This window comes from Pseudomonas sp. R76 (genome assembly GCF_009834565.1).
Lineage (GTDB): Bacteria > Pseudomonadota > Gammaproteobacteria > Pseudomonadales > Pseudomonadaceae > Aquipseudomonas.
Map to the genome: position 1 here is coordinate 5,908,442 of NZ_CP019428.1, position 25,185 is coordinate 5,933,626.

Genomic DNA, 25,185 nt, shown 5'->3' on the forward strand with positions numbered 1-25,185 from the left:
TCACGGCCATTTTTGTTGTGCAGGCCGCGATTATGGGCCGAGGCGCTCCCCGAAGGAAGCACCCGGCCGTCAGTCATAACCGTGCTTGGCGCACCGCGCCGCTGCGGGATTTGGCCATCGCCGCCAGGCGCACCGCCACGTTGGCCGCGCCGTACCCGGCGTAGCCGTTTTTGCGTTGGATGATCTCGAAGAAAAACCGCCCCTCGAAAGGCTCGGTGTACACGTGAAACAGCTCACCACCTTGGGCGTCACGGTCGTACAGCACGTTGTAGTACGCCAACTCGCTGAGGAACTCATCGTCGAAATCAAACCGCGCGGCCAAGTCGTCGTAGTAATTGAGCGGGATGTCCAGCAACGGCACACCTGCCTCTTTAGCCCGGCTTACCTCGGCGAAAATGTCCGCGCAGTCGAAGGCAATATGGTGCACACCCGAGCCACGATAGCTCGACAGCGCGTGGGAAATGGCGGTGTTGCGGTTCTCGGAAATATTCAACGGCAGGCGGATCGAGCTGCAGCGGCTGCGTAGCGCGCGGCTTTTCACCAGGCCATAAGGGTCGGGCAGTACCACCTCGTCGTCGGCTTCGAAATCCAGCAGGCTCTTGTAGAACAGCACCCAGCTGTCGAGGCTGTCGGCCGGCAGCGCCATGGCCATATGGTCAATGCGCAGCAGCCCGCCGCTTGAGGCCGTATTCGCTTGCAGGTTGAAGTCGGTGTCATACAGCCCGCCTTCGCTTGGGTCTACCAGGTAAATCAGGCTGCCGTCCGGCGCGCGCACGGCGGCCAGCTCAAGCTCATTTGGCCCCACGAGACCGCGATAAGGCTGGCCCTTGTAGGCCACCGCCCGCTGCAACGCCTTGGCGCTGTCCTTGACCCGAATGGCCGTGGCGCACAGCGACGGCCCATGGGCTTCAAAAAAGTTGTGGGCAAAGGAATAGGGTTCGCAGTTGAGGATCAGGTTGATGTCACCCTGGCGCAACAGGCTCACACTCTTGGAACGGTGCTGCCCGGCTTTGACGAACCCCAGGCGCTCCAGCCACTGCGTGAGCTTGGCGCCGAGGTTTTCATCCACGGCAAATTCGAGGAATTCGATGCCGTCGTATTCACTGGCGGCCGGGGTTTCAAACAGAATATCGACCGGCTTGGCAGGCTGTTCCTGCGCCAGGCGCTGACGGGTTTTCTCTTCAAGGTACAGCAGCGAACGCAAGCCATCCGCCGCATTGGCCCGGGTCGGGGCCGCACGGAAACCGTCATTGAAAATTTCCAGGGACAGCGGTCCGGTGTAGCCACTCTTGATGATTGGCGCGAGAAAGCCCGCCAGGTCGAACTCGCCCTGCCCCGGGAAGCAGCGGAAATGCCGGCTCCACTCCAGCACATCCATGGCCAGGATCGGCGCATCGGCCATTTGCACAAAGAAGATTTTGTCACCGGGAATATCGGCGATTCCACTCGGGTCGCCCTTGAGTGACAGGGTGTGAAAACTGTCGAGCAACACGCCGAGGCTCGGGTGGTCGACCTGCCGCACCAGGTTCCACACCTGCTGCCAGGTGTTCACATGCTTGCCCCAGGCCAGGGCTTCATAGCCGATGCGCAGACCACGGCGGCCGGCGTGTTCGGCGAGCAGGCTGAGGTCGTCGAGCAAAATACGTTCATCGCCGACGCAATCGGCGGAAGCATTGCTGCACACCAAGACCAGGTCAGTGCCCAGTTCCTGCATCAAGTCGAACTTGCGTTCGGCGCGTTCCAGGTTGCGCGCCAGGCGGTCGCGGCGGCAGCCTTCAAAGTCGCGGAACGGCTGGAACAAGGTGATGGCGATGCCAAGGTCGGCGCACATCTGCCTAACTTCCCGTGGGCTGCCATCGTAATACAACAAATCGTTTTCGAAGACTTCGACCCCATCAAAACCGGCGGCGGAAATGGCTTCGAGCTTTTCCGGCAGGGTGCCGCTCAAGGAAACGGTGGCAATGGAACGTTGCATGGGGCGACTCCCGGCAATTGTTGTTTGCGACAAATTATTCGCCCCTAGCCTACACGCAGCAATTAAAATGTACGAACCAGTTAGTTTTTCGGGCGATTACCGAACACTATGCCGGTTTGGCGAATTGACGATGTTTTAACCGCTGCGCACCATCGAACCTGCACCAAGACCCAGAACACACCATAAAAATTTCAAAAAACGGGTACGACCTCATGCCTCTGCAAAATCCCGCCCTGGCCGCGCGCCCGGGCAACCCGCAAGCCGGTATCGGCGACAAAATCCGCGGCGCCATGGCCGTGGGTAAAACGCGCTGGGGCATGCTGGCCCTGGTGTTCTTCGCCACCACGCTTAACTACATCGACCGCGCCGCGCTCGGCGTGATGCAGCCGATCCTGGCCAAGGAGATGAGCTGGACGGCGATGGACTACGCCAACATCAACTTCTGGTTCCAGGTCGGCTACGCCATCGGCTTTGTGTTGCAAGGCCGGCTGATTGACCGAGTCGGCGTGAAGCGCGTGTTCTTCTGCGCGGTGCTGCTGTGGAGCCTGGCCACCGGCGCCCACGGCCTGGCCACCTCGGCCGTAGGGTTTATGGTCTGCCGCTTTATTCTCGGGCTGACCGAGGCCGCCAACTACCCCGCCTGCGTCAAGACCACCCGCCTGTGGTTTCCGGCCGGTGAGCGTGCGGTGGCCACGGGTATCTTCAACGCGGGCACTAACGTTGGCGCAATGATGACGCCGATGCTGCTGCCGCTGATCCTGCACGTGTGGGGCTGGCAGGCGGCGTTCCTGTGCATGGCATCGTTGGGGGGTATCTGGCTGGTGTTCTGGGGCTTGAAGTACTACAACCCGGAAGACCATCCGACGGCCAAACAATCCGAATTGGACTACGTGCAACAGGAAGTCGAACCCGAACAACCCAGCGTGCCTTTCAGCCGCATCCTGCGCATGCGTGGCACCTGGGCCTTCGCCCTCGCCTACGCGATGACCGCGCCGGTGTTCTGGTTCTACCTGTACTGGCTGCCGCCGTTTTTGAACCAGCAATACAACCTGGGCATCAACGTGACCCAAATGGGCATCCCGCTGATCATCATCTACCTGACCGCCGACTTCGGCAGCGTGGGTGGAGGGATTCTGTCCTCGTTCCTGATCGGCCGCGGGATGAACCCGATCAAGGCGCGGCTGTTGTCGATGCTGCTGTTTGCCTGCTGCATCGTCGGCGTCATCATGGCCGCCGGCTCCAGCCAGCTGTGGGTTGCCGTGTTCGCCATCTCCCTGGCCATCGGCGCGCACCAGGCCTGGACCGCCAACATCTGGAGCCTGGTGATGGACTACACGCCCAAGCACATGATGAGCACGGTGTTCGGTTTCGGTGGTATGTGCGCGGCCATTGGCGGCATGTTCATGACCCAGATCGTCGGTCATATCCTCACGGTCACGAACAACAACTACACCGTACTGTTCACGCTGATCCCGGCGATGTACTTCATTGCGCTGACGTGGATGTACTTCATGGCACCGCGCAAAATTCCAAAAGTCGACGTTTGAGTCAACGCCGCCGCTGCTGCCAGGCAGCGGCCAACCCGCTCATGCAGATCACCCCGATGCCGACCACCGTGGTCATGTCGGGGGTATGCTTGAACACCAGCCAGCCCAACAACCCCGCAAACACGATCTGGCAATAGCCGAACGGCGCCAGCAAAGCCGGCGCCGCAAAGCGGAAGGCCTGGGTCAACATCAAGTGGGCGGTCATCCCGCACGTGCCCAGCGCCAACATCAGCACGCCGTGCCACAGCGTCGGCAGATGCCAGAAGAACGGCACCAGCGCACTCATCACCAAGGTATTGCACAGCCCGGCAAAAAAGTTGCTGGTGGTCGGCGTGTCGTACTGGCTGAGGATGCGCGTAAGCAGTTGGTAGAAGCAGAAGAACAGCGCCGAACACAGCGGCAGCAACACCGCCGGCGTAAACAGCTCACCGCCGGGATGGATGATGATCAGCACGCCGACAAACCCACAGATCACCGCCAGCCATTGGCCGCGTGTCACGTGCTCCCCGAGCAGCGGCACCGACAGCGCCGTCACCAGGATCGGCGCGAGGAAGTTCACCGCCGTGGCTTCCGCCAACGGGATGTAATGCAACGCAGCGGTAAAAAACAGGCTAGTGCCCAACAGGCACAACGCCCGTACCACCTGCATGCCGGGGCGTTTGCTGCGCAGCACGCGCAAGCCCGATTGCGGCAGGAAGATGCCGGCCATCAACAAGGTGTGCACCAGGTAACGCGCCCACACCACCATCACAATCGGATAGAACCCGGCCAGGTATTTGGACAGGGCGTCGTGGCTGGAAAACAGAAACGTCGCCACCACAATCAACAAGATGCCTTTGAAAGGATGGTTGACGCCGGAAAGGGGTGTACTGACAGTCATTGAATTCTCTTGCGTGGCGGGCTGATCGCTGAGCACTGAACGCAACAGCACTCAACCCGGCAATCTAGCAGGCGGGCCGTAGTCCGCCCCAAGAGCATAACCAAACACCGTGCGAACAGCGCACTAAATCACGGGATTTGAGTCCAACGCTGCACGTTTCCCCGCGCGTTGCACACTTTTTAACCAAGGCCTTGCCGCTATGAAAAAAACACTCTTCGTTCTTTCTGCCTTCGCCCTGCTCACTGCTTGTAACCAAGAGTCCAAGGAAGCCCCCAAACCCGCACCGGCGTCGGTGCAAGCCACCTTGGTGCCGGCTACCCCGCCCACCGACAAATGGGTCGGCAAATGGATTGGCGTCGAAGGCTTGAACCTGACCATCGCCAAGGACGACAGCATCGGCCGTGGTCATTACATTCTGACCATGAAGTATGGCCTCGACGCCGACGACGAAGGCACCTTCAAGGGTGAGGCTAACGAAGACGGCATCGCCTTTACCCGCCCGGACGGCCCGCAACAGCTAAGCGCCGGCGACGGTGAAGCCACCGGCCTGAAATGGCTGGCGGATAAAAAAGACTGCCTGATTGTCGATACCGGCGAAGGCTACTGCCGCGACTGACCCCGCGCAGCTGACACAACTTTCATCTGGCGCCCCTGCCTGCACGGCCTGACAGCAGCGATACTAGGCAACTCTCGTCTCTTGTCGGACAGCCGGGCTGGCGCCATTCATTCGCACCAACAACACTGCTCTTAGAAAAGTGTTCGACAGGTTCATCGAGAGGATTGCCCCATGCTATGGAAAAAAGGCCGACGCAGCGACAACGTGGTAGATGCCCGCGATGACAGTGGCGGCGGCGGTGGCGGCATACGCTTTGGCGGCGGCAAGGGCCTGAGTTTGACGGCGATCGTGCTGATCGTCGGGATCGGCTGGCTGACCGGCCAGGACCCGCTGCAGATCCTCGGCCAGTTGACCGGCCAGGTCGAGCAAGCGCCGTCGGTGAGCACGCAATCGCGCCAGGCACCGCCGGCCAACGACGAGCAAGCCGATTTTGTCCGCGCGGTACTGGGCGATACCGAAGACACCTGGGGCCAGGTGTTCAAGGAAAATGGGTTGGTCTACAAGAACCCGAAACTGATTCTGTTCCGTGGCCGGGTAAATTCCGCCTGCGGTGGCGCGACCTCAGCCAGCGGCCCGTTCTACTGCCCGGCTGACCAGCAAGTGTATCTGGACCTCGATTTCTTCCGGGAAATGTCGCAACGCTTCAAGGCCGCCGGTGATTTCGCCCAGGCCTACGTGATCGCCCACGAAGTCGGGCACCACGTGCAAACGCTGTTGGGCATCTCGGCCAAGATTCAAGCCGCACGCCAACAGGGCCGGCAGATGCAAGGCGACGGCGGCCTGCTGGTACGCCAGGAACTGCAAGCCGACTGTTTCGCCGGTGTGTGGGCCAACCGTGCGCAAAAGCGCCTGAACTGGCTGGAGCCCGGCGATATTGAAGAAGCACTGAATGCGGCCAACGCCATCGGCGATGACCGTTTACAGCAACAGGGTCAAGGGCGCGTAGTGCCGGACTCGTTTACCCACGGCACCTCGGCACAGCGGGTTCGCTGGTTCAAGACCGGCTTCGCCCAGGGCCAGATCACTCAATGCGACACTTTTACCGCGAAGAGTCTTTAGATGAATAAACGATTGGGTCTAGTGCTGAGTTTGATGATTGCCTGCTCTTCCTCCACCTGGGCTGCCGAAAAAGAACACGGCGTCAAAGTGGTCAGTCCCGATCGTTTTCAACTGGATGCCGGCGCCCTCAGCATGGGCCTGAGCCAGGACTGGAGCCAGCCGCTGCCCAATGTCACTCGCGCACTGATCATCGTGCACGGTCGCCTGCGTAATGCGCAGACCTACCTGCAAAGCGGTGAAGACGCGGCCAGCGCTGCCGGGGTTGCTGCCAACACCCTGGTGATTGCGCCGCAGTTTCTCAATGAGTCGGACATAAAGCGCAACCACCTCGACAACCAGGTGCTGCGCTGGAACGGCAATGACTGGATGGCCGGCGATCCCTCCACCGGGCCAGGCCAGATCAGCTCCTACGGCGCCCTCGACCAGATCATCAAGCACCTGGGCAACCACAAGCTGTTCCCGGCACTCAAAGAAATCGTAGTGGCTGGCCATTCCGGCGGCGGCCAGGTGGTGCAGCGTTTCGCCCTCACCGGCCACGACCACCCGATACTGCAAACCGAAGGCATCAGCCTGCGTTACGTGGTGGCCAACCCGTCGTCCTACGCCTACTTCAGCCCACAGCGCCCGGTCAAATTCGACGCGGCCAGTTGCCCAGGCTTCAACGACTGGAAATACGGCATGCAAAACCTGCCGGACTACGCCAAGGGCCAGAGCGCACAACAGCTTGAACAGGCCTACGTGTCACGCAACATCACTTACCTGCTGGGCCAGCAAGACACCGACGCGAACCACCCGGCGCTGGATAAAAGCTGCGAAGCCGAAACCCAGGGCGCGTATCGCCTGATTCGTGGGCACAACTACTTTGATTACCTCAAGGCGCGCCATCCGCAACTGACCCAGAAGCTGGTGGAAGTGCCGGGGGTTGGGCACGATGGGGACAAGATGTTTACTTCACCTGAGGGTGAGAAGGTGTTGTTTCCTAGTAACTGACACGACCGGGTTAAAAAGGTTGGAGCTGGCTTGTGTGGGAGCTGGCTTGCCTGCGATGCAAACACCTCGGTCTACCAGACATACCGAGGTGTTCCTATCGCGGGCAAGCCCGGCTCCCACACAGGCCTGCTCCCACCTTTGATCTTCATTGTCTGGGTTAGATCATCCGGCGCAAAACCGCGCAATCCGCCGCATGCCAATCCGCCAACTCCGGCCACGGGTTCTCCGGCAAGTTCACCAACACCGTCCTGGTCCCCGCCGCCCGCCCGCAATCCAGGTCAAAGCGGTAATCCCCGACCATCACCATCTCACTGGGCGATACAGCCCACGCCGCCGCCAACTTCAGCAACCCACCCGGATCCGGCTTGGGCGGCGCATCATCACGCCCCAACACATCCTCGACGGCAAAGCAGTCCGCCAGGCCAATCGCCTCCAGGGTGATATGCGCCAACTCCCGCGCATTGCGCGTCAGGATGCCGAGGCGATAACCGCGCCCGGCCAATTCGCGTACCAGTTCCACCGCGCCATCGGCCGCAATAGAACCCAGCGCCAGTTCGCGCTCATGCTCCAGCAGCCAGGCATGCTTGGCTGCCGCAACGTCTGCCGGCAAGGCCGCCAGATGGGTGAGGATGTCATCCTCGGGCGGAATCTCCAGCGCCACGCGAATCGCAGCAAAATCATGCACGGCCACCGTGAGGGTGCCGTCCATGTCAAACACCCAATGCTTAACGTCCGACAGGCTCATGCCCAATCCTTGCGATGGCGAATCAAGCCTTCCTGGGTCACCGACGCCACCAGTTGCCCGGCGCGGTTGTACACGCTGCCACGCGAGAAACCCCGCGAGTTGCCGGCCCACGGGCTGTCCATCGCATACAGCAACCAGTCATCGGCGCGCAGGTCAGCGTGGAACCACAGCGCATGGTCGAGGCTGGCGACCTGCATATCTTTCTGCCAAACGGTCTTGCCGTGGGGCAGCAACGAGGTGGTCAACAGGCCGAAATCCGAGGCGTAGGCCAGCAGGTATTTATGCAGCGCCGGCGCATCAGCCAAGGCGCCGTCAGCCCTGAACCACACGTATTTGACCGGGTCGGACGGCTGCGGGTTGTACGGGTCTTTTTCCGTGACCGGGCGCACTTCGATCGGCTTGGGGCACAGCAACTTGTCGCGCATGTGCTCAGGAATCAGGTGCGCACGCTGCTTGGTCAGCTCCAGCTCCGACGGCAGGTTTTCCGGGCCGACTACCACGGGCATGGTGGTCTGGTGCTCAAAGCCTTGCTCGTCGTACTGGAACGAGGTGGTGCAGGTGAAAATCGGGTTGCCCTTCTGGATCGCCGTGACGCGGCGGGTGCTGAAGCTGCCGCCATCGCGCACACGGTCCACGGAGTACACCACCGGCAACGATGCATCGCCGGGGCGCAGGAAATAACCGTGCAGGGAATGCACATGCCGCGCTTCTTCTACGGTCTGGCTGGCCGCCGACAGCGACTGGCCGAGCACTTGGCCGCCGAACAGCTGGCGAAAACCCAGGTCCTGGCTGCGGCCGCGAAAGAGGTTTTCCTCGATCGGCTCCAGGGTCAGCAAGTCCACCAGATCTTCCAATACTTGGCTCATAGAGCAACTCCTACAACAATCGATAGGGCATTCCGGGCTGCTTATCCGTGCAGCGTGTCCAACCATTGGGCGCGGGTGATGCGGTACAAAACATGATGGCGCAGCGGGTCATCGGCTGCGACCTTGGGGTGTTCAAAATCTGCCAGGGGATCGTAATGCATACCGATGGCCTGCATGACTTTTTGTGATGGCAGATTGGTTTCGGTGGTAAAGGCGAGAATTTCATCCAATTGCAGCCGGTCGAAACCACAGCGCAGCGCGGTCCAGGCCGCTTCGCTGGCGTAACCCAGGCCCCAATGCTCGCGAGCCAGGCGCCAGCCAATTTCTACCGCCGGGGTAAAGTCCGCTTCAAAGTTGACGTTTTGCAGCCCGGTCAGGCCGATAAAGTCGCCGGTGTCCTTGCGCTGCAAGGCCCAAAAGCCAAAGCCATATTCGGCGAAATGCCCGCGAATCCGGCCGATCAACGCGGCGCTTTCCAGGTGGCTCAGCTTGGCCGGGAAATAACGCATCACCTGCGGGTCGGCGCACATCTGCGCAAATTCCGGTAAGTCGCTGTCACGCCATTGGCGCAGCACCAGCCGTGCGCTTTCCAATTCCAGTATCGGCTCCATGGGTCCCCTCCCTTGCCATGTGCGTGAGTGTACAGCGCTGGTAAGATCCTTCGCAGGTTCCCGTCAGAAAATCCCATGCCCTTGCCATTGATCTACCACGATGATTACAGCCCGGAGTTTCCGGCGGACCACCGGTTCCCAATGGACAAGTTTCGCCTGTTGCGCGATCACCTGGTGGACAGCGGCCTGACCGAGGACCGCCAACTGCTGCGCCCCGAACTGTGCCCGCCCGAGATTCTGGCCCTGGCCCATGACGCTGGGTATATCGAACGCTACATGGGCGGCGAGTTGTCCCGCGAAGACCAGCGGCGCCTCGGCCTTCCGTGGAACGAAGCCCTGGCGCGGCGCACCGTGCGTGCGGTCGGCGGCTCGATACTCGCCGCCGAACAAGCACTGGAACACGGCCTGGCCTGCCACTTGGCGGGGGGCACCCACCACGCCCACTACGATTACCCGGCCGGCTTTTGCATCTTCAATGACCTCGCGGTGATCAGCCATTACTTGCTGGCCAGCGGCCGAGTTAACCGCGTGCTGATCTTCGACTGCGACGTGCACCAGGGCGACGGCACCGCGCGCATCCTCCACGACACGCCGGACGCCATCACCGTGTCGCTGCATTGCGAAAAGAACTTCCCCGCGCGCAAGGCCCAGAGTGACTGGGACATCCCACTGCCCATGGGCATGGGCGACGCCGATTACCTCAAGGTGGTCGACGACGCGCTCAACTACTTGCTGCCGCTGTACCAGCCCGACCTGGTGCTGTACGACGCCGGCGTTGATGTGCATAAAGATGACGCCCTCGGTTACCTCAAGCTGACAGACGCAGGCGTCGCCGCCCGTGATGAAAGTGTGATGCGCCACTGCCTGGGCCGCGACATTCCGGTGATGGGCGTGATCGGCGGCGGCTACAGCAAGGACCGCCCGGCCCTGGCCCGCCGCCACGGCATCCTGCACCACAGCGCCCAACGGGTGTGGACGTCATCAGGTTGTCATTGAAGTGTGCGCGTTACCCACAATGCCTGTGGAACGGCCTGTGGATAACTTGAGCGTAAGGGCCTGAAAGCGAGTAGCCGTATGGCCTGTAGGAAAGTGTACGTTTTTTGATCAGGCAGCTACGTCGCCGTCGGGTAGAATGCTCGGCCTATTCAGCGACCGCAGCCTTGCCCATGCCTCAGACCTCTTCTCAACACGTCACTATCATCGGCGGCGGCCCCGCCGGGCTGATGGCCGCTGAAGTCTTGAGCCAGGCGGGCGTGCGGGTGGACCTGTATGACGGCATGCCGTCGGTGGGGCGCAAGTTCCTGCTGGCGGGCGTGGGCGGTATGAACATCACCCACTCAGAGGCATACCCGGCGTTTCTGTCGCGCTATGCCGAACGCGCGCCGCACATGGCGCCGTTGTTGCGGGGGTTTGGTGCCGACGCCTTGTGCGAGTGGATTCATGGCCTGGGCATTCAAACCTTTATCGGCACCTCCGGCCGCGTGTTTCCTACCGACATGAAAGCCGCCCCACTGCTGCGCGCCTGGCTCAAGCGCCTGCGCGACCAAGGCGTGGTTATCCACACCCGACATCGCTGGCTGGGCTGGGCTGCCGACGGCGGCTTACTTATCCACAGCCCGGACGGCGAGAAAACTGTCCACAGCGATGCGGTGCTGCTGGCCCTGGGCGGCGGCAGCTGGTCGCGCCTGGGCTCCGACGGTGCCTGGCTCAAGTTGCTGGAAGACAAAGGCGTGCCTTACGCCGCACTGCAACCGAGCAATTGCGGCTTCGAGGTGTCAGCCTGGAGTGAATTGATGGTGAGCAAATTCGCCGGCGCGCCGTTGAAAAACGTCGCCATCGGCCTGGCGGATGACAAGCCTCGGCTGGGCGAATGCGTGGTCACGGCCACCGGCATCGAGGGCAGTTTGATCTACGCGCTGTCGGCGTCGATTCGTGAAGCCATCAATCGCGACGGCTCGGCCACGGTGCACATCGACCTGCTGCCGAGCAAGCCGCTGGACAAGGTGCAGGCGGCCTTGGCCAAGCCGCGTGGTTCGCGCTCGATGAGCAAGCATTTGCACAGCCAGTTGGGCCTGGACGGGGTCAAGGCTGCGCTGCTGCGCGAGTTGGCGCCTGCGGAACACTTCAATGACCCGGCGCAGCTGGCGGTGGCGATCAAGGCGCTGCCCCTGACCTTGGTGAAGACGCGGCCGCTGGATGAGGCGATCAGCACGGCGGGTGGGGTGCCGTTTGAGGCGCTGGATGAGCGGTTGATGCTCAAGCAATTGCCGGGGGTATTTTGTGCCGGGGAGATGCTGGATTGGGAAGCGCCGACCGGCGGGTATCTGCTGACAGGCTGTTTTGCCAGCGGGCGGGCGGCCGGGCGAGGCGTTCTAGAGTGGCTGGCCTTGCCCCACTCAACAACAGAACGCCGCGTAGTGGGGATACCGGTTCAGGAATGACCCACACCTGGTTTTACTGCAAGGGTTGTCTCAGGCCACCACGGTACAACGGCAAATCTGCTTTTTGTTCCGCGCGTAATGCCATAACGGCTGCGCGCAGACTCTCATTACCTTGCTGCCAAACGTTGAGCAGATGCTCATTCATCGGAAATCGTTCTATCGCCTCCTCCGAAGCCGGTTGAGTGGGTGGCCGATAGACAGGCTCTAACGCTTCACGCTCCAAGTCGTCCAAATACGGTTTTCTCACCTTATACACCCTCCGCTACAGCACTATTCCACCTGCACGATCAATTGGTAATGGGGTATTTATAAGCCTTGTAACTAGCACCAAACTTGTTCTCCCACTCTTTAACCTTAGGTGCGTCCGGCCCCAGTAACTTTATCAATTTATCGATAAACTTACTCTGCACCTCGTAGGGCTCATCGCCGCTTTTGTAAAGGGGGGCAACTGCCTTGTCGTATTCACTGAGCAGTGTTTGGTAAGCCTTTACCGCAGTTTTTCTCATACCATCATATATATCTTCACCCTTCTTCTTTTCTTCGGGCGAGATATTAAAGTGGCTTGCCATATGATCCAGGTAGTTCCTGTATTCTCGAAAAGCGGGATACAGAGCCCCATTCTCCTGATGCGTATTCGCTCTGGCCAGCAGCTCTTCGCCTTTTTTTTCAGCCTTTGCGTATGCAACGATCTCCGCGGCTTTTTTTCCGCGGCATCCGCTGCCTTACTCTTTCCAGACTCAATAACCCCTATGCCGGCGCCTGTAACTAGCAGGGCCCCTGCCACAGCTGCCCCAATCGGAACCAAAAAAACAGGCATACTCACCTCTCTATTTTAATTTGATATTTACAATAGATCAGTGGCGAGTAAGAAATCTAAGTTCCAAACACGTACAGGGCAGTTGATGACAAAAAGTTTCTACACAGGAAGAAATACACAAATAAATTTATACAATTATTAACCTGTCGTTTCGACACCTTGCAGGGCGTCGAGTGAGCGGCATTGCACCGCTCACTTAATTCACCAAGCCTTCGTTAATCACCCAAAAGACTTACTTCTTCTTGCGCGGCCCCGTGTTAAAAACAGGCACTTTACGCACCGGCTTAATAGAAGGCTCCGACGGCGCCACGTCCCCACTGTCCACCCACTTGCCCAAATTGCGTTTACCACCGCCACCACCCGAAGCCTTGGGCTTCTTCGGTTTCTTCGGCTTCTTCACCACCTGGCCACTGGCATCGGTGTCCGGCACACGGTGCTCCGGTTCGAAGTCCGGCTCCATCTTGCGGGTCAAGGTCTGACGCGTCAGCATCTCGATGGCCGACAGCATGTTCACCTCATCGGCACACACAAGCGAAATCGCCTCGCCGGTATTGCCCGCCCGGCCGGTGCGGCCGATACGGTGGATGTAATCCTCGGCCACGATCGGCAGGTCAAAGTTGACCACCAACGGCAGGTCTTCGATATCCAGGCCACGCGCCGCCACGTCGGTGGCCACCAGAATCTGCACGTCGCTGGACTTGAAGCGGTCCAGCGCACGTTGCCGAGTGGCTTGGGGTTTGTCGCCGTGGATGCCGTCGGCATTGATGCCCAGGCCCTGCAACTTATCCACCAGCGCATCCACGCCGTTACGGGTTTTGGCGAACACCAGCACCTGCTTCCAGCGGCCTTTGCGCATCAGGTGCACAAACAGCTCCGGCTTGCGCTTCTTGTCCACCGGCACCACCCATTGCTTGACGGTGTTGGCAGCGACGTTGCGCGGGCTCACTTCGATGCTCAGCGGGTCGTTGAGCATCTGCCCGGCGAGCAGGCGGATGTCATCGGAGAAGGTCGCGGAGAACAGCAAGGTCTGGCGCTTTTTCGGCAGCATGCGGTAGATGTTCGCCAGCTCTTCGGAGAAACCCAAATCGAGCATGCGGTCGGCTTCATCCAGCACCAGGGTTTGCAGCTGGTTGAGCTTCAGCGCGTTCTGGCGGAACAGATCGATCAGGCGGCCCGGCGTGGCGACCAGAATGTCGACGCCCTTGCGCAGCTTCATCATCTGCGGGTTGATGCTCACGCCGCCGTATACCGCGTACGTGGTCAGCGGCAGGTGCTGGGCGTATTCGGCGACGCTGGCGTGAACCTGCTCGGCCAGCTCGCGGGTCGGGCACAGGATCAGCGCGCGCGCCGAGTTGGCGGCAACTTTCGGCCCTTCCATGGTCAGCAGTTGCAGGAGCGGCAGGGCGAAACCTGCGGTCTTGCCGGTGCCGGTCTGGGCCGCGGCCATCAGGTCGCGACCGGCCAGCACCGCCGGAATGGCTTGCGCCTGCACCGGCGTCGGGGTCTGGTAGCCAAGCGTCTCAAGGGCGCGCAGCAAGGGTTCGATCAGGCCAAGTGTGGCGAAAGTCATGTGTTTACCGTAGGAAAAATTCAGCGCATAAGCGTAATGCGCGCAAGTTTACCTTATTTCCGGCTTGGGCTTGCGCCACTGGGGCAGGCTGATCAACAGCACGGCGCTGATGATCACCAGCATCGCCAGGGCTTCTTCCATGCCGATGGTCTCGCCGACAAACACAATGCCCAGCAACACCGCCACGGCTGGGTTCACGTAGGCATAGCTGGTCGCGGCCGCCGGGCGTACGTGCTTGAGCAGGTACATATAAGCATTGAAGGCGATGATCGAGCCGAACACGGCCAAGTACGCCAAGGCCAGCCAACCTTCAATCGGCGGGATTGAATGCAGGCGCTCACCGGTCAGCGCGCTGCCCACCAGCAGTAAGGCACCGGCGATAATCATCTCGGCCGCACTGGCCATGGCGCCCGCCGGCAACGGCAAGTGCCTGCTCCACACCGAGCCGAAGGCCCAGGAGGCCGCAGCAAACAGCAACAGCATCGCCCCGGTCGGGCTCGATTGCAGGTTGGAGCCCATGTTGAGCATGGCAATGCCGATAATCCCCAGCACCACGCCGGCCCATTCCAGGCGGGTATTGCGCGCGCCCCAGAAATACCCGCACAGCAACGTGAACAACGGCACCGTCGCCACCGCCAACGCGGCCACGCCGGAGGCAACGCCCGTGTGCTCGGCCACCGTCACCGCACCATTACCAAAAGTCAGCAGCAAAATGCCGATCTTGGCGGCGGCCTTCCACTGCACCCACGTCGGCGCAGGCGCCCCACGCCAGCGCAAATAGCCATACATCGCCAGCCCCGCCACCAAAAAGCGAATCCCGCCGAGCATCAACGGCGGCCAGTACTCCACGCCGATTCGAATCACCAGGTAGGTGGAACCCCAAATCACATACAGCGCAAAAAAAGCGGCGATCAACGGTAAGGGAAAACGACGTGGGCCAGGCATTGGGTAGCTCTGCGGCAGAAGAAGGGAGGCTTATTCTAGAAAGGCAGCACGCTAAACATAAGTTACAAAACCTGTTTAAACCGCCCATACACTTTTCAAAACATGGTTATGAAGGCTATAAACCGTGTATTCGAAAGCCAGGCATCACCGGAGCCTTATCATGGACAAATACGACCGCATGCTCCTCAGCGCTTTGCTCGAAGACGGCCGCGCTTCCTACGCGCAACTGGCCCGCACGGTAAACCTCTCCGCCCCCGCCGTGGCCGAGCGGGTGGCCAAGCTGGAAGCCAGTGGCGTGATCACCGGGTATCAGGCCAAGGTGGACTTGTCCAAAATCGGCCTGCCGATCCAATGCACGATCGAACTGCGCCTGACCAACAACGGCAGCCAGAAGGTGTACGACGCCCTCGCTGAAATCCCCGAGCTGACCGAATGTCATCGGGTAACAGGCGACCCGTGCGTGATCATGCAAGCGGCGGTGGGCTCGATGCCGGAGTTGGAAAACCTGATCAATCGAGTGGCGAAGTTCGGGTTCAGCAAAACCTCGATCATTTTGTCGAGCGCGATAGCGCGGCGGGTGCCGTTGGGGCAGTTGGAAGGGAAAGCCACCTGACACCGATCGTTCCCACGCTCTGCGTGGGAATGCCGCCAAGGACGCTCTGCTTCCGCTCTCGGGGTCGTGACGCAGAGCGTCACAGGATGCGTTACCACGCGGAGCGTGGGAACGATCGAACAACGATCAAACAGGCAATTTACTGTGGGAGCTGGCTTGCCTGCGATGGCGTCAGTTGCCTCACAATCAAGTCGACAATCTGCTTGATGGTCGTGATGTGATCCCAGTCTTCCTGAGTCGCCTGCAGGTTGAATTGCCATTTAATCTGCATGACAAAGCACGTCAAATCCTCATCAATGATCGTGAAGTCATGGATGAAATCCGTTTGCTCAGTCACTTGGCTTCGGTCGATAAAACCAATGATATCGACGAACAGCTGAATCACTTTTTGAGTGATCTCATTTCTCATAAAACCAAATTCCTTTTCGCTACTAACGAGCAGGATCTTAATTGTTTGGAAGAAGTCAGCGTTTGGCGAAAGAGAAACCAGAAGAATCCGACATTGCAACAAGACTCAACCTACTGACTGTTCCGATATGTCGCAAAAGCCCCCTCCAAGGCGTGATGTTTCAGTGGCCAGCAAGACCGATCCCTTTCATTTGCGGGACGTTTCCTAGCGACGTTTCATGCCTTGTCCCGGTTAAATTCCACCGCTAGTCTTCCCCACGTCATCGGCCCTTCGGTGACCGGAAGTGCAAGCCGAAATTGACGAAGGAGAGAGTTACAAGTCCCGGAGACTCAACATGGTCAAAACAACCTCTACTTCAACTGATAACCAGACAAACTTCCTCAGCGAAGACGCCCTGCTCAACCGCCGAGCCATCGACTACTACCTCAAAGCATCCGCCCCGGATGCGCCCAACTTTGTTCTGAACGACAACCTGAGCTTCGAAGACGCCCTGGCCCATGCGGCGGATTTGCTGCATTGCGCGGTGGAGACGGCGCAGGTGGCGGGTGAGACGATCAGCGCGCAGCAGCGAGCGGTGATGCATTTGGTGGGGATGGCGAAGGAGGTGGTGGAGCGGGCGTTGGCGTGTGTGCAGCCTCGATAGGCAACCACCGATCGTTCCCACGCTCTGCGTGGGCATGCAGCCCAGGACGCTCTGCGTCCGCTCTTGAGGTCGTGACGCAGAGCGTCACAGGATGCGTTACCACGCGGAGCGTGGGAACGATCAAAAGAAGTGGTGGGTCGGGCGTTGGCGTGTGTGCAGCCTCGATAGGCAACCGCCGATCGTTCCCCACGCTCTGCGTGGGAATGCAGCCAAGGACGCTCTGCGTCCGCTCTTGAGGTCGTGACGCGGAGCGTCACAGGAGGCGTTACCACGCAGAGCGTAGGAACGATCATCGCAAGATTTAGAACCCGCGATGCTTCTTCAAATGCTCATTGATCTTCGCCGCCGGCACTTTCTGCAAGGTGCACAGCAGCTCATGAGACAGTTCGCGCAAACCGTGGGTACGGCGCAATTCTTCAGCCAGATGCGCCGTGAGGTTCGCCGCCATCTCCGCATCCGCCATCGCCCGGTGAGCCTTGCCGGTGTGGGGCAGTTGGGCGAACGAATTCAGCGTGCCGAGCTTGTGGTTCGGCGCCGAAGGCATCAAACGGCGCGCGAGCAGCAGCGAGCAGGCGAATTTTTGCAGGCGGGTGCGGCGGATCAGGCCCAGTTCGAAGTCCCAGAACTTCTGGTCGAACGCGGCGTTGTGCGCCAGCAGGGGCGTGGTGCCGACGAACTCATTTACTTCGTTCATCACCCGCTCGGCCGGCGGCGCGCTGCGCAGCATGGCGTTGCTGATCCCGGTGAGCTGTTCGATAAACCCCGGCACGCGCACGCCAGCATTCATCAGGCTCTGGTAGCGGTCCACGATTTGGCCGCGTTCAAGGATGACCACCGCAATTTCCGTGGCCCGGCAGTGGCTGCTCGGGGTGATGCCGGTGGTTTCAAAGTCGATGACCGCTATACGTTCCAAACCTGTTCCAACTCCGTCTCACAATTGACTTATTTGAGCAGCAACGCGCCTTCGATCGGCACGTAGCGGCTGGCGGCGCGTATCAGTGAATTGGCCGTCAGCCCCGGCACGCCGTAGGCCACGGCTTCGACGCCGTGCTTTTGGATGATGCGTTCGAGCAGCATGTCGAAATCACCGTCGCCGGAGGCCAGCACCACTTCGTCGACGTGGTCGGCGGCGTCCATGATGTCCAGGGTGATGCCCACGTCCCAGTCGCCCTTGGCCGAGCCGTCAGCACGCTGGATGTAAGGCTTGAGTTTTACTGTAAAGCCCAGGTTGCGCAGGATCTGCTGGAATTGCTGCTGCTTGCTGTCGCCACGGTCGATGGCATACGCATACGCTTCGACGATCTGCCCGCGCGAACTGATGTCCGCCCACAGGGCCGCATAGTTGAAGTGGCAGCCGTAGGCCTGGCGCACGGTGTAGTAGAGGTTTTGTACATCGGCGAACACCGCAATTTTCTTCACCGCACTTCCTCATGACAGCCAGGCGCCAGCGCCCGGAAAGGCGCCAGTATGCCAGCCATGGGGAAGTTTCAGCGAAAAATCAGCCCGGGGCGACGAAGCGCCCCGGTTGAGTGCGGGTCAGACGAAGGAGTCGTCGTCGCCAAAAGACGAGGAATCGTCGGAATAGTCGTTGTCAGCGAAGCTGTCCGAGGAATTGTCGTTGCCCCAGCTGTCATTGCCGGCGAACTTCTGGTCGTCGTTGCCCCAGTTGCCGTTGTCACTGGCTGGCGCCGGTTCTTCGCGGATGATTTCTTCCACGACTTGTGGCTGTTGCGAGTTGTGACTGAACAGGCTGCTGATGCCTTCAGCCAGCATCACACCACCGGCCACGCCGGCAGCGGTTTTCAGCGCGCCACCGAGGAAGCCGCTGCCAATCGGCGCGGCGGGCGCTTGCTGGGGCTGCTGGTAATTTTGCTGCGGCGCGCCGTAGTTTTGCTGGGGTGCAGGCTGACCGAAAGACGGCCGCGCCGGTTCACGCCAGCCACCGGAGGATGGCGCAGCGCTTTGTGCCGGCTGCGAGTCACGGGAACCGCCGCCAAAGATGCTCGACAGGAAACCACCGCTGCTCGGCGCAGGTTGTGCCGCCTGGGAACGGGCCTGTTGCAACTCATCCTGCAATTGCTGGATCTGCTGCGCCTGCTGCTTGTTCTGCGCGTCGAGGCTTTTGATCGCGTGTTCTTGCACCAGGATCGACTGGGTCATGTAGTACCCGGCGGCCGGTTGGCGAGTCATGTGCTCCTTGATCCGCGCTTCAGCCAGGGCGTCGCGGGGGGCTGAGTCCGTTTCGGCTTGTTGCAACCGTGAAAACAGTCCATCGATCAGGGTTTGCTCTTCGCTGTTCATGGCGACCTCGTTAGATTGCCGGTAGAAATCATGGGCCTGCCTGTAATCAAGCAAGCTACGCCCTAGTTATGGGGCTCTTGACCGACGTTTCAATGGTCTTTACGCAAGGTTTACGTTTGCTTACGGCCGGCCATGATCGGTTAAAGTGTGGGCCTTGCTTTTAGGCCTGTGATTAACCTGATGAATCCGTTAGACGTATTGCGCGACTCCTTCCGTTTCACCCTGCGCAACCTGGGCGCCATCGTCCAGTTGTGCCTGCCGTTGGTGATTCTCGAAGCCTTCCTGCAACAGTTGCTCGACCACACGCTGGGCCCGAATACGTTCCCCGGTTCCCCCATGGTGGCGAGCTTGTTGGTGTACCCGCTGTACACCGGCGCCTTGATCCTGTTTCTTGACGCGCGTACCCGTGGCGAGTCGCCGCGCACTAAAGATGTGTGGGCGATGGCGCTGACCCTGTGGCCACGTTTGGCCCTGCTGACAGCCATCAGCTCGCTGCTGCTCATGTATGCGTTTTCGTTGTATTACCTGCCGGGCCTGGCCCTGATGGTCATCCTGGCGTTTGCCGAATACGTGCTGGTGTTACGCGGCATGTCGACGCTGGAAGCGATAAAGGAAAGTGTGCGCCTGAGCCGAGGGCACTTCTGGCGAATTCTGGTGTGCCTGCTGTGCGTAATGACGCCGCTATTGCTGCTCAAGGGCGCCAGCGAGGCCGCCTATCCTGATCCCGCGCCGCTGCTGGGCCTGTTGATCGACAGCGCCCAAAGCTTCCTGCAACTGTTTACCTGCGTGGTGATGTTTCGTTTATTCATGCTGATCGGTGGCGATGCCGACGCGCGGTGATATGCTCCGTGCCATTCCTGGAACGCTATAAGCCGAGCCGATGACCCGTTTAGTGCGCATCACCCTGTTGAGCCTGTTGATCATCGCGGGCCTGCTCGCCGCCCTGATCTACAGCCTGACCTGGCGCCCTGCCGACAAAGAAACCCTGCCCGTGAGCTGCGTCGCGCCCCGTGCGCCGACCTTGCTGCCGGGGCAGGCGCTCAAGGTCATGAGCTGGAACGTGCAATACCTGGCCGGCAAAAACTACGTGTTCTGGTACGACACCGCCGACGGCAGCGGCCCGGACGACCGTCCGACCGTGGAAGACATGGCCTCCAGCCTCGACGAAGTCGCGCGGGTGATCCGCGATGAACAACCCGACATTCTGTTGTTGCAGGAGCTCGACGAAAACGCCAAGCCGTCGCACTACCAGGATCAAATCGCGCTGCTGCAAGAACGCCTGGTCGACCTCTACCCGTGCAGCGCCCAGGCCTTCGACTGGAAAGCCGACTTTGTGCCCAACCTGCATATCTTCGGCAGCGTCGGCCGCAAACTGGTGACCCTCAGCCGCTACCAGATCGAACACGCCGAACGCCTGCAACTGCCGGTGTCCCCGGCCAACTTCATCAGCCGCCAGTTCCAACCCAAACCCGCGTTATTGCTGACCTACCTGCCGCTGAGCGATGGCGGCCAACTGGCCGTGCTCAATACCCGCCTGGATGGCGACAGGCCTGGGCGTTCGGCCGTGCAGGAGCAAGCTAAAGCCACGGTGAAATTGCTGGATAAGTTCGAAGGCCGTGGCACACCCTGGCTGATCGGCGGGGATTTCAACTTGCTGCCACTGGGGCAGTTTCTGCGCCTGGATGCCGACAAGCGCGGCCAGTATTCGCCGGACAGCGAGCTGCATCTGCTGTGGGATAAATACCCGATGATCCCGAGCAACAGCGAATCCAGCGGCATTGACCGTGAGAAATGGCTGACACACTTCCCGAATGACCCGAACGTGGATGGCCCGGATCGTACGTTGGATTATTTGTTTTACAGCCCACGGATCAAGCGGGTGGAGGCAAAAGTGCGGCAGGAAGATACGCTGCGTATTTCCAATCACCTGCCGGTGATAGCACGCTTCCTGTTGCCTGCCGCGCAATAGACTTTCCTAGCCTCACGTTTTTTTAAGCGCTGCGTTTGTACCACAACTTGGGAGCGCTCCTTGGACCTGCTCCCAACCGACAAGCACCCCACCTCGGTTGAGTGATGGGCTGTGATTTGCCGTAGAACGAATATCACCACTAAAGCAGTCGGCCCCTGGGCTCGTATCCCAGTCACCTACCGCCCAATGACTGTTCATATGCGCTGTAACCGAGCTGATGGTCGGATGCTGACATGCACGAAATCTATTATCTGGCCCGAAAGAATAAATCAACCGTCTATACTGACTTACTTTCGAAGGCGGAGGAACAATACTGGTCGGCTTAATAGATGCACCATGATGGGGCGCCAATAACACTACGGGATCGGGAAATGTCAGCCCTGTTGGAAAGTATCTATATTCATAATCCCCCGTTAACACCCAACTCGCCGGATAATTAGCATCATTATTTTCGACCACCAGCACAAACCCGGAACTATTTTTAGTATTCCCTACGCCTCTAGTCACGCTAAATCCGGAGCCATCCACCAACTTAAAACTGACAATTTGATTAGGACTGAGGTCAAGAACCTTAACGCTTCCACCTGCTGCGATGATCTCGAACGCAAACGTCTTGTGCACCGGATCCAATTGCTGCCTAGGGACGATCCATCTAAGATTCAATGCTGGCGCAGTCACACCACTCTTAATTAGAGCTCCCGCCCAATGATCTTTATCCCAATGCGACAAAATAATTAACGGGCTATTACAAAGGCAAAACGTCAACCCCATAGGCATGGTCTTTAGGTTGCTGCCTATGCCAGCACCCAAATCATAATAGAGACTGGGGCAAGCACTATTTTGACTGGTTATAAATGCATTAGCGTTTCCCTGACCGACATCATAAACCGCTAAATATTCAGCACTTTTTAGTCGACTCCGCACTGATTGCTCAAATCTATTCTCTCTGATAGTGCTGGCGGTATCTAACGAAAACTCTCGATTAAGTGGCGACACATATCTCTCTGACACAAGTGCATATCTAATATCAGCATCGACAGGGGCCCGAAAGAGCTTTGAATATAACTTTGCATCGCCTGATTGCGCGCCATAACCATTTACCGTGACAGTGAACCAGCGCCCCCAATGATCACCTTCAAACTCCTCAATATTGGAATATCCTGCCCCCTTTATATCAACCTCGATCTCCACACGAAAAATAACTGCACTTTCATAGGGGTTTACCTTCATCTCCTTGAGTGGTTTTTTTACGAGCTGCCTATCCCCCCGTTGCAATCCACACTGCTCCAAAGATTCCTTTTTCATTACATTCAATGCTAATAAAACCTTAAAACCTTCCGGATCAAGAGGTTCAATATCATCCACCCGCCCGTAACCACTTACCCCTATAAAGTTTGCCCCATCGCCTTCTGCGTCGCGATCAAAAAAATAATTCATACCTGACTCCATCCCTAGATAAAATAAACTTATAAAAACAATATTGAGTAAAATCGAAAAACCGGGTCACCGAAACAAACAACCAGTAACTATCGCCTACTTTCGCGGTTTTACTCGGGCCGTCGCTTCCGCCACCAACGGATCATCCGGCCAGTAATGCTTCGGATACCGCCCCTTCAAATCCTTCTTCACCTCGGCATAGGTACTGCGCCAGAAATTCGCCAAGTCCTGGGTCACCTGCACCGGCCGGCGCGCCGGGGACAGCAGGTGCAGCTTGACCACCTGGCGCCCACCGGCAATGCGCGGCGTGTCCGCCAGCCCGAACAACTCCTGCAGGCGCACCGCCAGAATCGGCGGTTGTTCGCTGTAGTCCAAACGCACCGATGAGCCCGAGGGCACTTTCACATGCTGCGGCGCCAGCTCGTCCAGGCGTTGCGGCAGCGGCCAGGGCAGCAGGTTGTGCAGGAAGCTTGCAATATCCAGGTTGGCGAAATGGCTCAGGCGCGAGACTTTGCCCAGGTAGGGCATCAGCCAGTGTTCCAGGCTGGCGAGCAGCGCCTTGTCGCTGATATCCGGCCATTCGCTGGTTTTGCCGGCGTCCAGCTGGCGCAGCAGCATGACGCGGGCCTGCCATTGGCGCAGCTCGGGCGTCCACGGCAGCAGTTCCAGGCCTTTGCGGCGCACGAGGTTGACCAGTGCCTGGCTACGCGCGGACTCGTCGAGACCGGTCAGCGGTTCGCGGCTGAGCACCAGTTCGCCGACTTTGCGCTGGCGTTCGGCGCGCAACACGCCTTCGCGTTCGTCCCAGTCCAGCTGGTCGACATTGCGCACTTGCTCGGCAAGGACCGTGTCGAACAATGCCGGATCAAAATCGGCGGCCAGGTAGATGCGTTCTTCGCGCTGGCCCTGGCGGCTGCCGAGGTCGGCAATCACCAGCCAGGGTTGTTTCATCAAGCTGTCCGCCTCGGCGAACAGCGCGGCGCGGCCGTTGGCCAGGCGGTATTCGGCGCCGCCGGGGCGGCGTTGCTGGGCGACGCGGTCCGGGTAGGCCAGCGCCAGCAAGGCGCCGAGCCAGCGCGGGTGATCGGGGTCGGCCACGGCTTGCGTCGCCTGGCCTCTTAAAAAGCCGCGGTATTGCCGCGCCAGTTGCTTGGCTCGCTGCACGCCGCCTTGGGTGCCGCGCGCGCGTTCTTCGCCGGACATCAGCGCCAAGCGGCTGTGCAAATCCGCGCCGCCGCCACGCAGGATGTCGCGCTCACCCAACAACGCGGCGACATCACAGGCAGTGGCCGCCAGCCCGAGGTCCTGCCCACGCAACAACAAATGGGCGATACGCGGATGCGCCGGCAACTCGGCCATCTTCTGGCCGTGGGCGGTGAGTTTGTCGTCGTTCAAGGCGCCCAGGCGTACCAGCAAATCCTGGGCTTGGGCATACGCGGCGGTCGGCGGCACATCCAGCCACACCAACTGCGTCGGCGTGACGCCCCAACGCGCCAGTTGCAAGGCCAACCCGGCAAGGTCGGCGGCGAGGATTTCCGCGCTGCCATACGCTGCCAAGCCTTCATGCTGGTCTTCGGACCACAGCCGATAACACACGCCCGGTTCCAACCGCCCTGCCCGGCCGGCACGCTGGGTGGCGCTGGCGCGGGAGATGCGTTGGGTGTCGAGGCGAGTCATGCCGCTGCCGGGGTCGAAACGCGGCACCCGCGCCAACCCGGCGTCGATCACCACGCGCACGCCATTGATGGTCAGGCTGGTCTCGGCAATGTTGGTGGCCAGCACCACTTTGCGTTTGCCGGCCGGTGCCGGGTCGATTGCGGCACGCTGGGCGTTGAGGTCGAGTTCACCGTGCAGCGGGCACAGCAGCACATCGGGGCGATCACCCAGAGCGTCGGCCAGTTGCTGATTAACGCGGCGAATCTCGGCCTGGCCCGGCAGAAACACCAGGATGCTGCCGGTCTCGTCATGCACAGCCTCGAGAATGGTCTGCACCACACGCGGCTCAATAAATTCACCGGCCTGATACGGCCGGCCCCAGCGCATCTGCACCGGGAACATACGCCCTTCGCTGCGCAGGATCGGCGCGTCGTCCAGCAGCCCGGCCAGGCGTTCGCCTTCAAGGGTGGCGGACATCAACAGGATTTTCAGCGGCTGCTCATCGCGGAACAAATCGCGGCCGTTCAGGCTCAGGGCCAGCGCCAGGTCGGCGTCGAGGCTGCGCTCGTGGAATTCGTCGAAGATCAACAGGCCCACGCCCTCCAGCGCCGGGTCGTCCTGCAAACGCCGAGTGAGGATGCCTTCGGTGACCACTTCGATGCGCGTGTTGGGGCCGACTTTGCTGTCCAGACGAATGCGATAGCCGACGGTTTCGCCGACCTTTTCCCCCAGCTCACTGGCCAGGCGTTCGGCGGCGGCGCGTGCGGCCAGGCGGCGGGGTTCGAGCATCAGGATGGTTTGCCCGGCCAGCCACGGTTCGTTCAACAATGCCAGGGGCACGCGGGTGGTTTTACCGGCGCCGGGCGGCGCTTCCAGCACGGCTTCATGGCGAATCGCCAAGGCGTCACGCAGGGCGGGTAAAACATCATCGATCGGCAACGAATTCATACTGGCTCCAAAGCAGAGCGGCGAGTATAACGGCGAACTGCCGGATGCCGGTGGTGGTCTCAAAAACACCGCTGGCTTGCGATGTGAATGCAGTCAAAAGTGGGAGCTGGCTTGCCTGCGATAGCGGTGGGTCAGCCAGCCCATATG

At 60.0% G+C, this 25,185-nt stretch carries 24 protein-coding genes; 10 read left to right on the forward strand and 14 right to left on the reverse strand.

The genetic code is table 11. The features are described from left to right. Positions 1 to 73: 73 nt before the first annotated feature. Positions 74 to 1,975, reverse strand: coding sequence for a 3-dehydroshikimate dehydratase QuiC (quiC, locus tag PspR76_RS26695; protein ID WP_159960078.1), 1,902 nt, complete (start codon positions 1,973 to 1,975; stop codon positions 74 to 76). 212 nt (positions 1,976 to 2,187) lie between these two features. On the opposite strand from quiC, the gene PspR76_RS26700 reads away from it, so the two are divergent. Next, positions 2,188 to 3,522, forward strand: coding sequence for an MFS transporter (locus PspR76_RS26700; protein ID WP_159960080.1), 1,335 nt, complete (start codon positions 2,188 to 2,190; stop codon positions 3,520 to 3,522). Between the two features lies 1 nt (position 3,523). On the opposite strand, the gene PspR76_RS26705 is transcribed toward PspR76_RS26700, so the two are convergent. After that, the gene (locus tag PspR76_RS26705) at positions 3,524 to 4,402 is read right to left on the reverse strand and encodes a DMT family transporter (RefSeq protein ID WP_159960082.1); all 879 of its coding nucleotides are present in this window, start codon (positions 4,400 to 4,402) and stop codon (positions 3,524 to 3,526) included. Between the two features lie 199 nt (positions 4,403 to 4,601). On the opposite strand from PspR76_RS26705, the gene PspR76_RS26710 reads away from it, so the two are divergent. The 3 genes from PspR76_RS26710 to PspR76_RS26720 all read left to right on the forward strand — a co-directional run bounded on the left by PspR76_RS26710 (position 4,602) and on the right by PspR76_RS26720 (position 7,067). Then, positions 4,602 to 5,018, forward strand: a complete 417-nt coding sequence (locus tag PspR76_RS26710) for a lipoprotein (protein ID WP_159960084.1) — start codon at positions 4,602 to 4,604, stop codon at positions 5,016 to 5,018. 171 nt (positions 5,019 to 5,189) lie between these two features. Next, complete coding sequence (ypfJ, locus tag PspR76_RS26715; protein WP_159960086.1) at positions 5,190 to 6,077, forward strand: KPN_02809 family neutral zinc metallopeptidase; 888 nt, start codon at positions 5,190 to 5,192, stop codon at positions 6,075 to 6,077. After that, on the forward strand, positions 6,078 to 7,067 hold the full coding sequence (locus PspR76_RS26720; protein ID WP_159960088.1) for an alpha/beta hydrolase: 990 nt from the start codon (positions 6,078 to 6,080) through the stop codon (positions 7,065 to 7,067). It begins immediately after the preceding gene. Positions 7,068 to 7,224: 157 nt separating this feature from the next. Here PspR76_RS26720 and PspR76_RS26725 read toward each other — a convergent pair whose 3' ends face one another. From PspR76_RS26725 to PspR76_RS26735, 3 genes are read right to left on the reverse strand one after another with little or no spacing between them, the layout of a single operon-like run. Next, the gene (locus PspR76_RS26725) at positions 7,225 to 7,812 is read right to left on the reverse strand and encodes an HAD family hydrolase (protein ID WP_159960090.1); all 588 of its coding nucleotides are present in this window, start codon (positions 7,810 to 7,812) and stop codon (positions 7,225 to 7,227) included. After that, positions 7,809 to 8,678, reverse strand: coding sequence for an acyl-CoA thioesterase II (gene tesB, locus PspR76_RS26730; RefSeq protein ID WP_159960092.1), 870 nt, complete (start codon positions 8,676 to 8,678; stop codon positions 7,809 to 7,811). Before tesB ends, PspR76_RS26725 begins: the two co-directional genes overlap by 4 nt. 41 nt (positions 8,679 to 8,719) lie before the next feature. Further along, a complete protein-coding gene (locus PspR76_RS26735) occupies positions 8,720 to 9,289 on the reverse strand; it encodes a GNAT family N-acetyltransferase (protein WP_159960094.1) in 570 nt (189 codons plus the stop codon). 75 nt (positions 9,290 to 9,364) lie between these two features. Here PspR76_RS26735 and PspR76_RS26740 point away from each other — a divergent pair, with 75 nt between their 5' ends. After that, positions 9,365 to 10,285 (forward strand): histone deacetylase family protein, encoded by a 921-nt coding sequence (locus tag PspR76_RS26740; protein WP_159960096.1) that lies wholly within the window; start codon positions 9,365 to 9,367, stop codon positions 10,283 to 10,285. Between the two features lie 170 nt (positions 10,286 to 10,455). Further along, complete coding sequence (locus PspR76_RS26745; protein ID WP_159960098.1) at positions 10,456 to 11,730, forward strand: TIGR03862 family flavoprotein; 1,275 nt, start codon at positions 10,456 to 10,458, stop codon at positions 11,728 to 11,730. 287 nt (positions 11,731 to 12,017) lie between these two features. On the opposite strand, the gene PspR76_RS26750 is transcribed toward PspR76_RS26745, so the two are convergent. From PspR76_RS26750 to yedA, 3 genes are all read right to left on the reverse strand, one after another. Next, positions 12,018 to 12,299: a hypothetical protein gene (locus tag PspR76_RS26750; protein ID WP_159960099.1), complete on the reverse strand. Its 282-nt coding sequence runs from the start codon at positions 12,297 to 12,299 to the stop codon at positions 12,018 to 12,020. Positions 12,300 to 12,779: 480 nt separating this feature from the next. Continuing rightward, positions 12,780 to 14,117: a DEAD/DEAH box helicase gene (locus tag PspR76_RS26755; RefSeq protein ID WP_159960100.1), complete on the reverse strand. Its 1,338-nt coding sequence runs from the start codon at positions 14,115 to 14,117 to the stop codon at positions 12,780 to 12,782. Positions 14,118 to 14,165: 48 nt separating this feature from the next. After that, positions 14,166 to 15,062: a drug/metabolite exporter YedA gene (yedA, locus tag PspR76_RS26760; protein ID WP_159960101.1), complete on the reverse strand. Its 897-nt coding sequence runs from the start codon at positions 15,060 to 15,062 to the stop codon at positions 14,166 to 14,168. A 160-nt stretch (positions 15,063 to 15,222) separates the two neighbouring features. Here yedA and PspR76_RS26765 point away from each other — a divergent pair, with 160 nt between their 5' ends. Continuing rightward, on the forward strand, positions 15,223 to 15,675 hold the full coding sequence (locus PspR76_RS26765) for an Lrp/AsnC family transcriptional regulator (RefSeq protein WP_145162303.1): 453 nt from the start codon (positions 15,223 to 15,225) through the stop codon (positions 15,673 to 15,675). Between the two features lie 139 nt (positions 15,676 to 15,814). Here PspR76_RS26765 and PspR76_RS26770 read toward each other — a convergent pair whose 3' ends face one another. Then, positions 15,815 to 16,084: an acyl carrier protein gene (locus PspR76_RS26770; RefSeq protein WP_159960102.1), complete on the reverse strand. Its 270-nt coding sequence runs from the start codon at positions 16,082 to 16,084 to the stop codon at positions 15,815 to 15,817. A gap of 334 nt (positions 16,085 to 16,418) precedes the next feature. Between PspR76_RS26770 and PspR76_RS26775 the strand changes: the two genes are divergently transcribed. Beyond that, a complete protein-coding gene (locus PspR76_RS26775) occupies positions 16,419 to 16,727 on the forward strand; it encodes a DUF3077 domain-containing protein (protein WP_159960103.1) in 309 nt (102 codons plus the stop codon). Between the two features lie 301 nt (positions 16,728 to 17,028). Here PspR76_RS26775 and PspR76_RS26780 read toward each other — a convergent pair whose 3' ends face one another. The 3 genes from PspR76_RS26780 to PspR76_RS26790 form a co-directional block, all read right to left on the reverse strand. Then, on the reverse strand, positions 17,029 to 17,640 hold the full coding sequence (locus PspR76_RS26780; protein ID WP_159960104.1) for a 3'-5' exonuclease: 612 nt from the start codon (positions 17,638 to 17,640) through the stop codon (positions 17,029 to 17,031). A 29-nt stretch (positions 17,641 to 17,669) separates the two neighbouring features. Beyond that, positions 17,670 to 18,146, reverse strand: coding sequence for a LabA-like NYN domain-containing protein (locus tag PspR76_RS26785; RefSeq protein ID WP_017139349.1), 477 nt, complete (start codon positions 18,144 to 18,146; stop codon positions 17,670 to 17,672). Between the two features lie 117 nt (positions 18,147 to 18,263). Then, on the reverse strand, positions 18,264 to 19,028 hold the full coding sequence (locus PspR76_RS26790; RefSeq protein WP_159960105.1) for a DUF2076 domain-containing protein: 765 nt from the start codon (positions 19,026 to 19,028) through the stop codon (positions 18,264 to 18,266). 180 nt (positions 19,029 to 19,208) lie between these two features. Between PspR76_RS26790 and PspR76_RS26795 the strand changes: the two genes are divergently transcribed. Both PspR76_RS26795 and PspR76_RS26800 read left to right on the forward strand, forming a co-directional pair. Next, positions 19,209 to 19,868 carry a YciC family protein gene (locus PspR76_RS26795; RefSeq protein ID WP_159960106.1) on the forward strand — a complete coding sequence of 220 codons (660 nt, stop codon included), beginning with the start codon at positions 19,209 to 19,211 and terminating at the stop codon, positions 19,866 to 19,868. Positions 19,869 to 19,908: 40 nt separating this feature from the next. After that, positions 19,909 to 20,997 (forward strand): endonuclease/exonuclease/phosphatase family protein, encoded by a 1,089-nt coding sequence (locus tag PspR76_RS26800; protein WP_159960107.1) that lies wholly within the window; start codon positions 19,909 to 19,911, stop codon positions 20,995 to 20,997. Between the two features lie 12 nt (positions 20,998 to 21,009). On the opposite strand, the gene PspR76_RS26805 is transcribed toward PspR76_RS26800, so the two are convergent. Next, the gene (locus PspR76_RS26805) at positions 21,010 to 22,434 is read right to left on the reverse strand and encodes a hypothetical protein (RefSeq protein ID WP_159960109.1); all 1,425 of its coding nucleotides are present in this window, start codon (positions 22,432 to 22,434) and stop codon (positions 21,010 to 21,012) included. 96 nt (positions 22,435 to 22,530) lie between these two features. Then, positions 22,531 to 25,038, reverse strand: a complete 2,508-nt coding sequence (gene hrpB / locus PspR76_RS26810) for an ATP-dependent helicase HrpB (protein WP_159960111.1) — start codon at positions 25,036 to 25,038, stop codon at positions 22,531 to 22,533. Positions 25,039 to 25,185: the final 147 nt, after the last annotated feature.

What these genes read in the sequence shown, in the direction of transcription:
- PspR76_RS26755 (WP_159960100.1), bottom strand. Translation starts at nt 14,117, where the DNA reads ATGACTTTCGCCACACTTGGCCTGATCGAACCCTTGCTGCGCGCCCTT.
- PspR76_RS26805 (WP_159960109.1), bottom strand. Translation starts at nt 22,434, where the DNA reads ATGAATTATTTTTTTGATCGCGACGCAGAAGGCGATGGGGCAAACTTT.
- PspR76_RS26720 (WP_159960088.1), top strand. Translation starts at nt 6,078, where the DNA reads ATGAATAAACGATTGGGTCTAGTGCTGAGTTTGATGATTGCCTGCTCT.
- PspR76_RS26775 (WP_159960103.1), top strand. Translation starts at nt 16,419, where the DNA reads ATGGTCAAAACAACCTCTACTTCAACTGATAACCAGACAAACTTCCTC.
- PspR76_RS26705 (WP_159960082.1), bottom strand. Translation starts at nt 4,402, where the DNA reads ATGACTGTCAGTACACCCCTTTCCGGCGTCAACCATCCTTTCAAAGGC.
- PspR76_RS26710 (WP_159960084.1), top strand. Translation starts at nt 4,602, where the DNA reads ATGAAAAAAACACTCTTCGTTCTTTCTGCCTTCGCCCTGCTCACTGCT.
- PspR76_RS26770 (WP_159960102.1), bottom strand. Translation starts at nt 16,084, where the DNA reads ATGAGAAATGAGATCACTCAAAAAGTGATTCAGCTGTTCGTCGATATC.
- PspR76_RS26745 (WP_159960098.1), top strand. Translation starts at nt 10,456, where the DNA reads ATGCCTCAGACCTCTTCTCAACACGTCACTATCATCGGCGGCGGCCCC.
- PspR76_RS26750 (WP_159960099.1), bottom strand. Translation starts at nt 12,299, where the DNA reads ATGGCAAGCCACTTTAATATCTCGCCCGAAGAAAAGAAGAAGGGTGAA.
- PspR76_RS26765 (WP_145162303.1), top strand. Translation starts at nt 15,223, where the DNA reads ATGGACAAATACGACCGCATGCTCCTCAGCGCTTTGCTCGAAGACGGC.
- PspR76_RS26725 (WP_159960090.1), bottom strand. Translation starts at nt 7,812, where the DNA reads ATGAGCCTGTCGGACGTTAAGCATTGGGTGTTTGACATGGACGGCACC.
- ypfJ (WP_159960086.1), top strand. Translation starts at nt 5,190, where the DNA reads ATGCTATGGAAAAAAGGCCGACGCAGCGACAACGTGGTAGATGCCCGC.
- PspR76_RS26740 (WP_159960096.1), top strand. Translation starts at nt 9,365, where the DNA reads ATGCCCTTGCCATTGATCTACCACGATGATTACAGCCCGGAGTTTCCG.
- PspR76_RS26735 (WP_159960094.1), bottom strand. Translation starts at nt 9,289, where the DNA reads ATGGAGCCGATACTGGAATTGGAAAGCGCACGGCTGGTGCTGCGCCAA.
- hrpB (WP_159960111.1), bottom strand. Translation starts at nt 25,038, where the DNA reads ATGAATTCGTTGCCGATCGATGATGTTTTACCCGCCCTGCGTGACGCC.
- PspR76_RS26800 (WP_159960107.1), top strand. Translation starts at nt 19,909, where the DNA reads ATGACCCGTTTAGTGCGCATCACCCTGTTGAGCCTGTTGATCATCGCG.
- quiC (WP_159960078.1), bottom strand. Translation starts at nt 1,975, where the DNA reads ATGCAACGTTCCATTGCCACCGTTTCCTTGAGCGGCACCCTGCCGGAA.
- PspR76_RS26795 (WP_159960106.1), top strand. Translation starts at nt 19,209, where the DNA reads ATGAATCCGTTAGACGTATTGCGCGACTCCTTCCGTTTCACCCTGCGC.
- yedA (WP_159960101.1), bottom strand. Translation starts at nt 15,062, where the DNA reads ATGCCTGGCCCACGTCGTTTTCCCTTACCGTTGATCGCCGCTTTTTTT.
- PspR76_RS26790 (WP_159960105.1), bottom strand. Translation starts at nt 19,028, where the DNA reads ATGAACAGCGAAGAGCAAACCCTGATCGATGGACTGTTTTCACGGTTG.
- PspR76_RS26700 (WP_159960080.1), top strand. Translation starts at nt 2,188, where the DNA reads ATGCCTCTGCAAAATCCCGCCCTGGCCGCGCGCCCGGGCAACCCGCAA.
- tesB (WP_159960092.1), bottom strand. Translation starts at nt 8,678, where the DNA reads ATGAGCCAAGTATTGGAAGATCTGGTGGACTTGCTGACCCTGGAGCCG.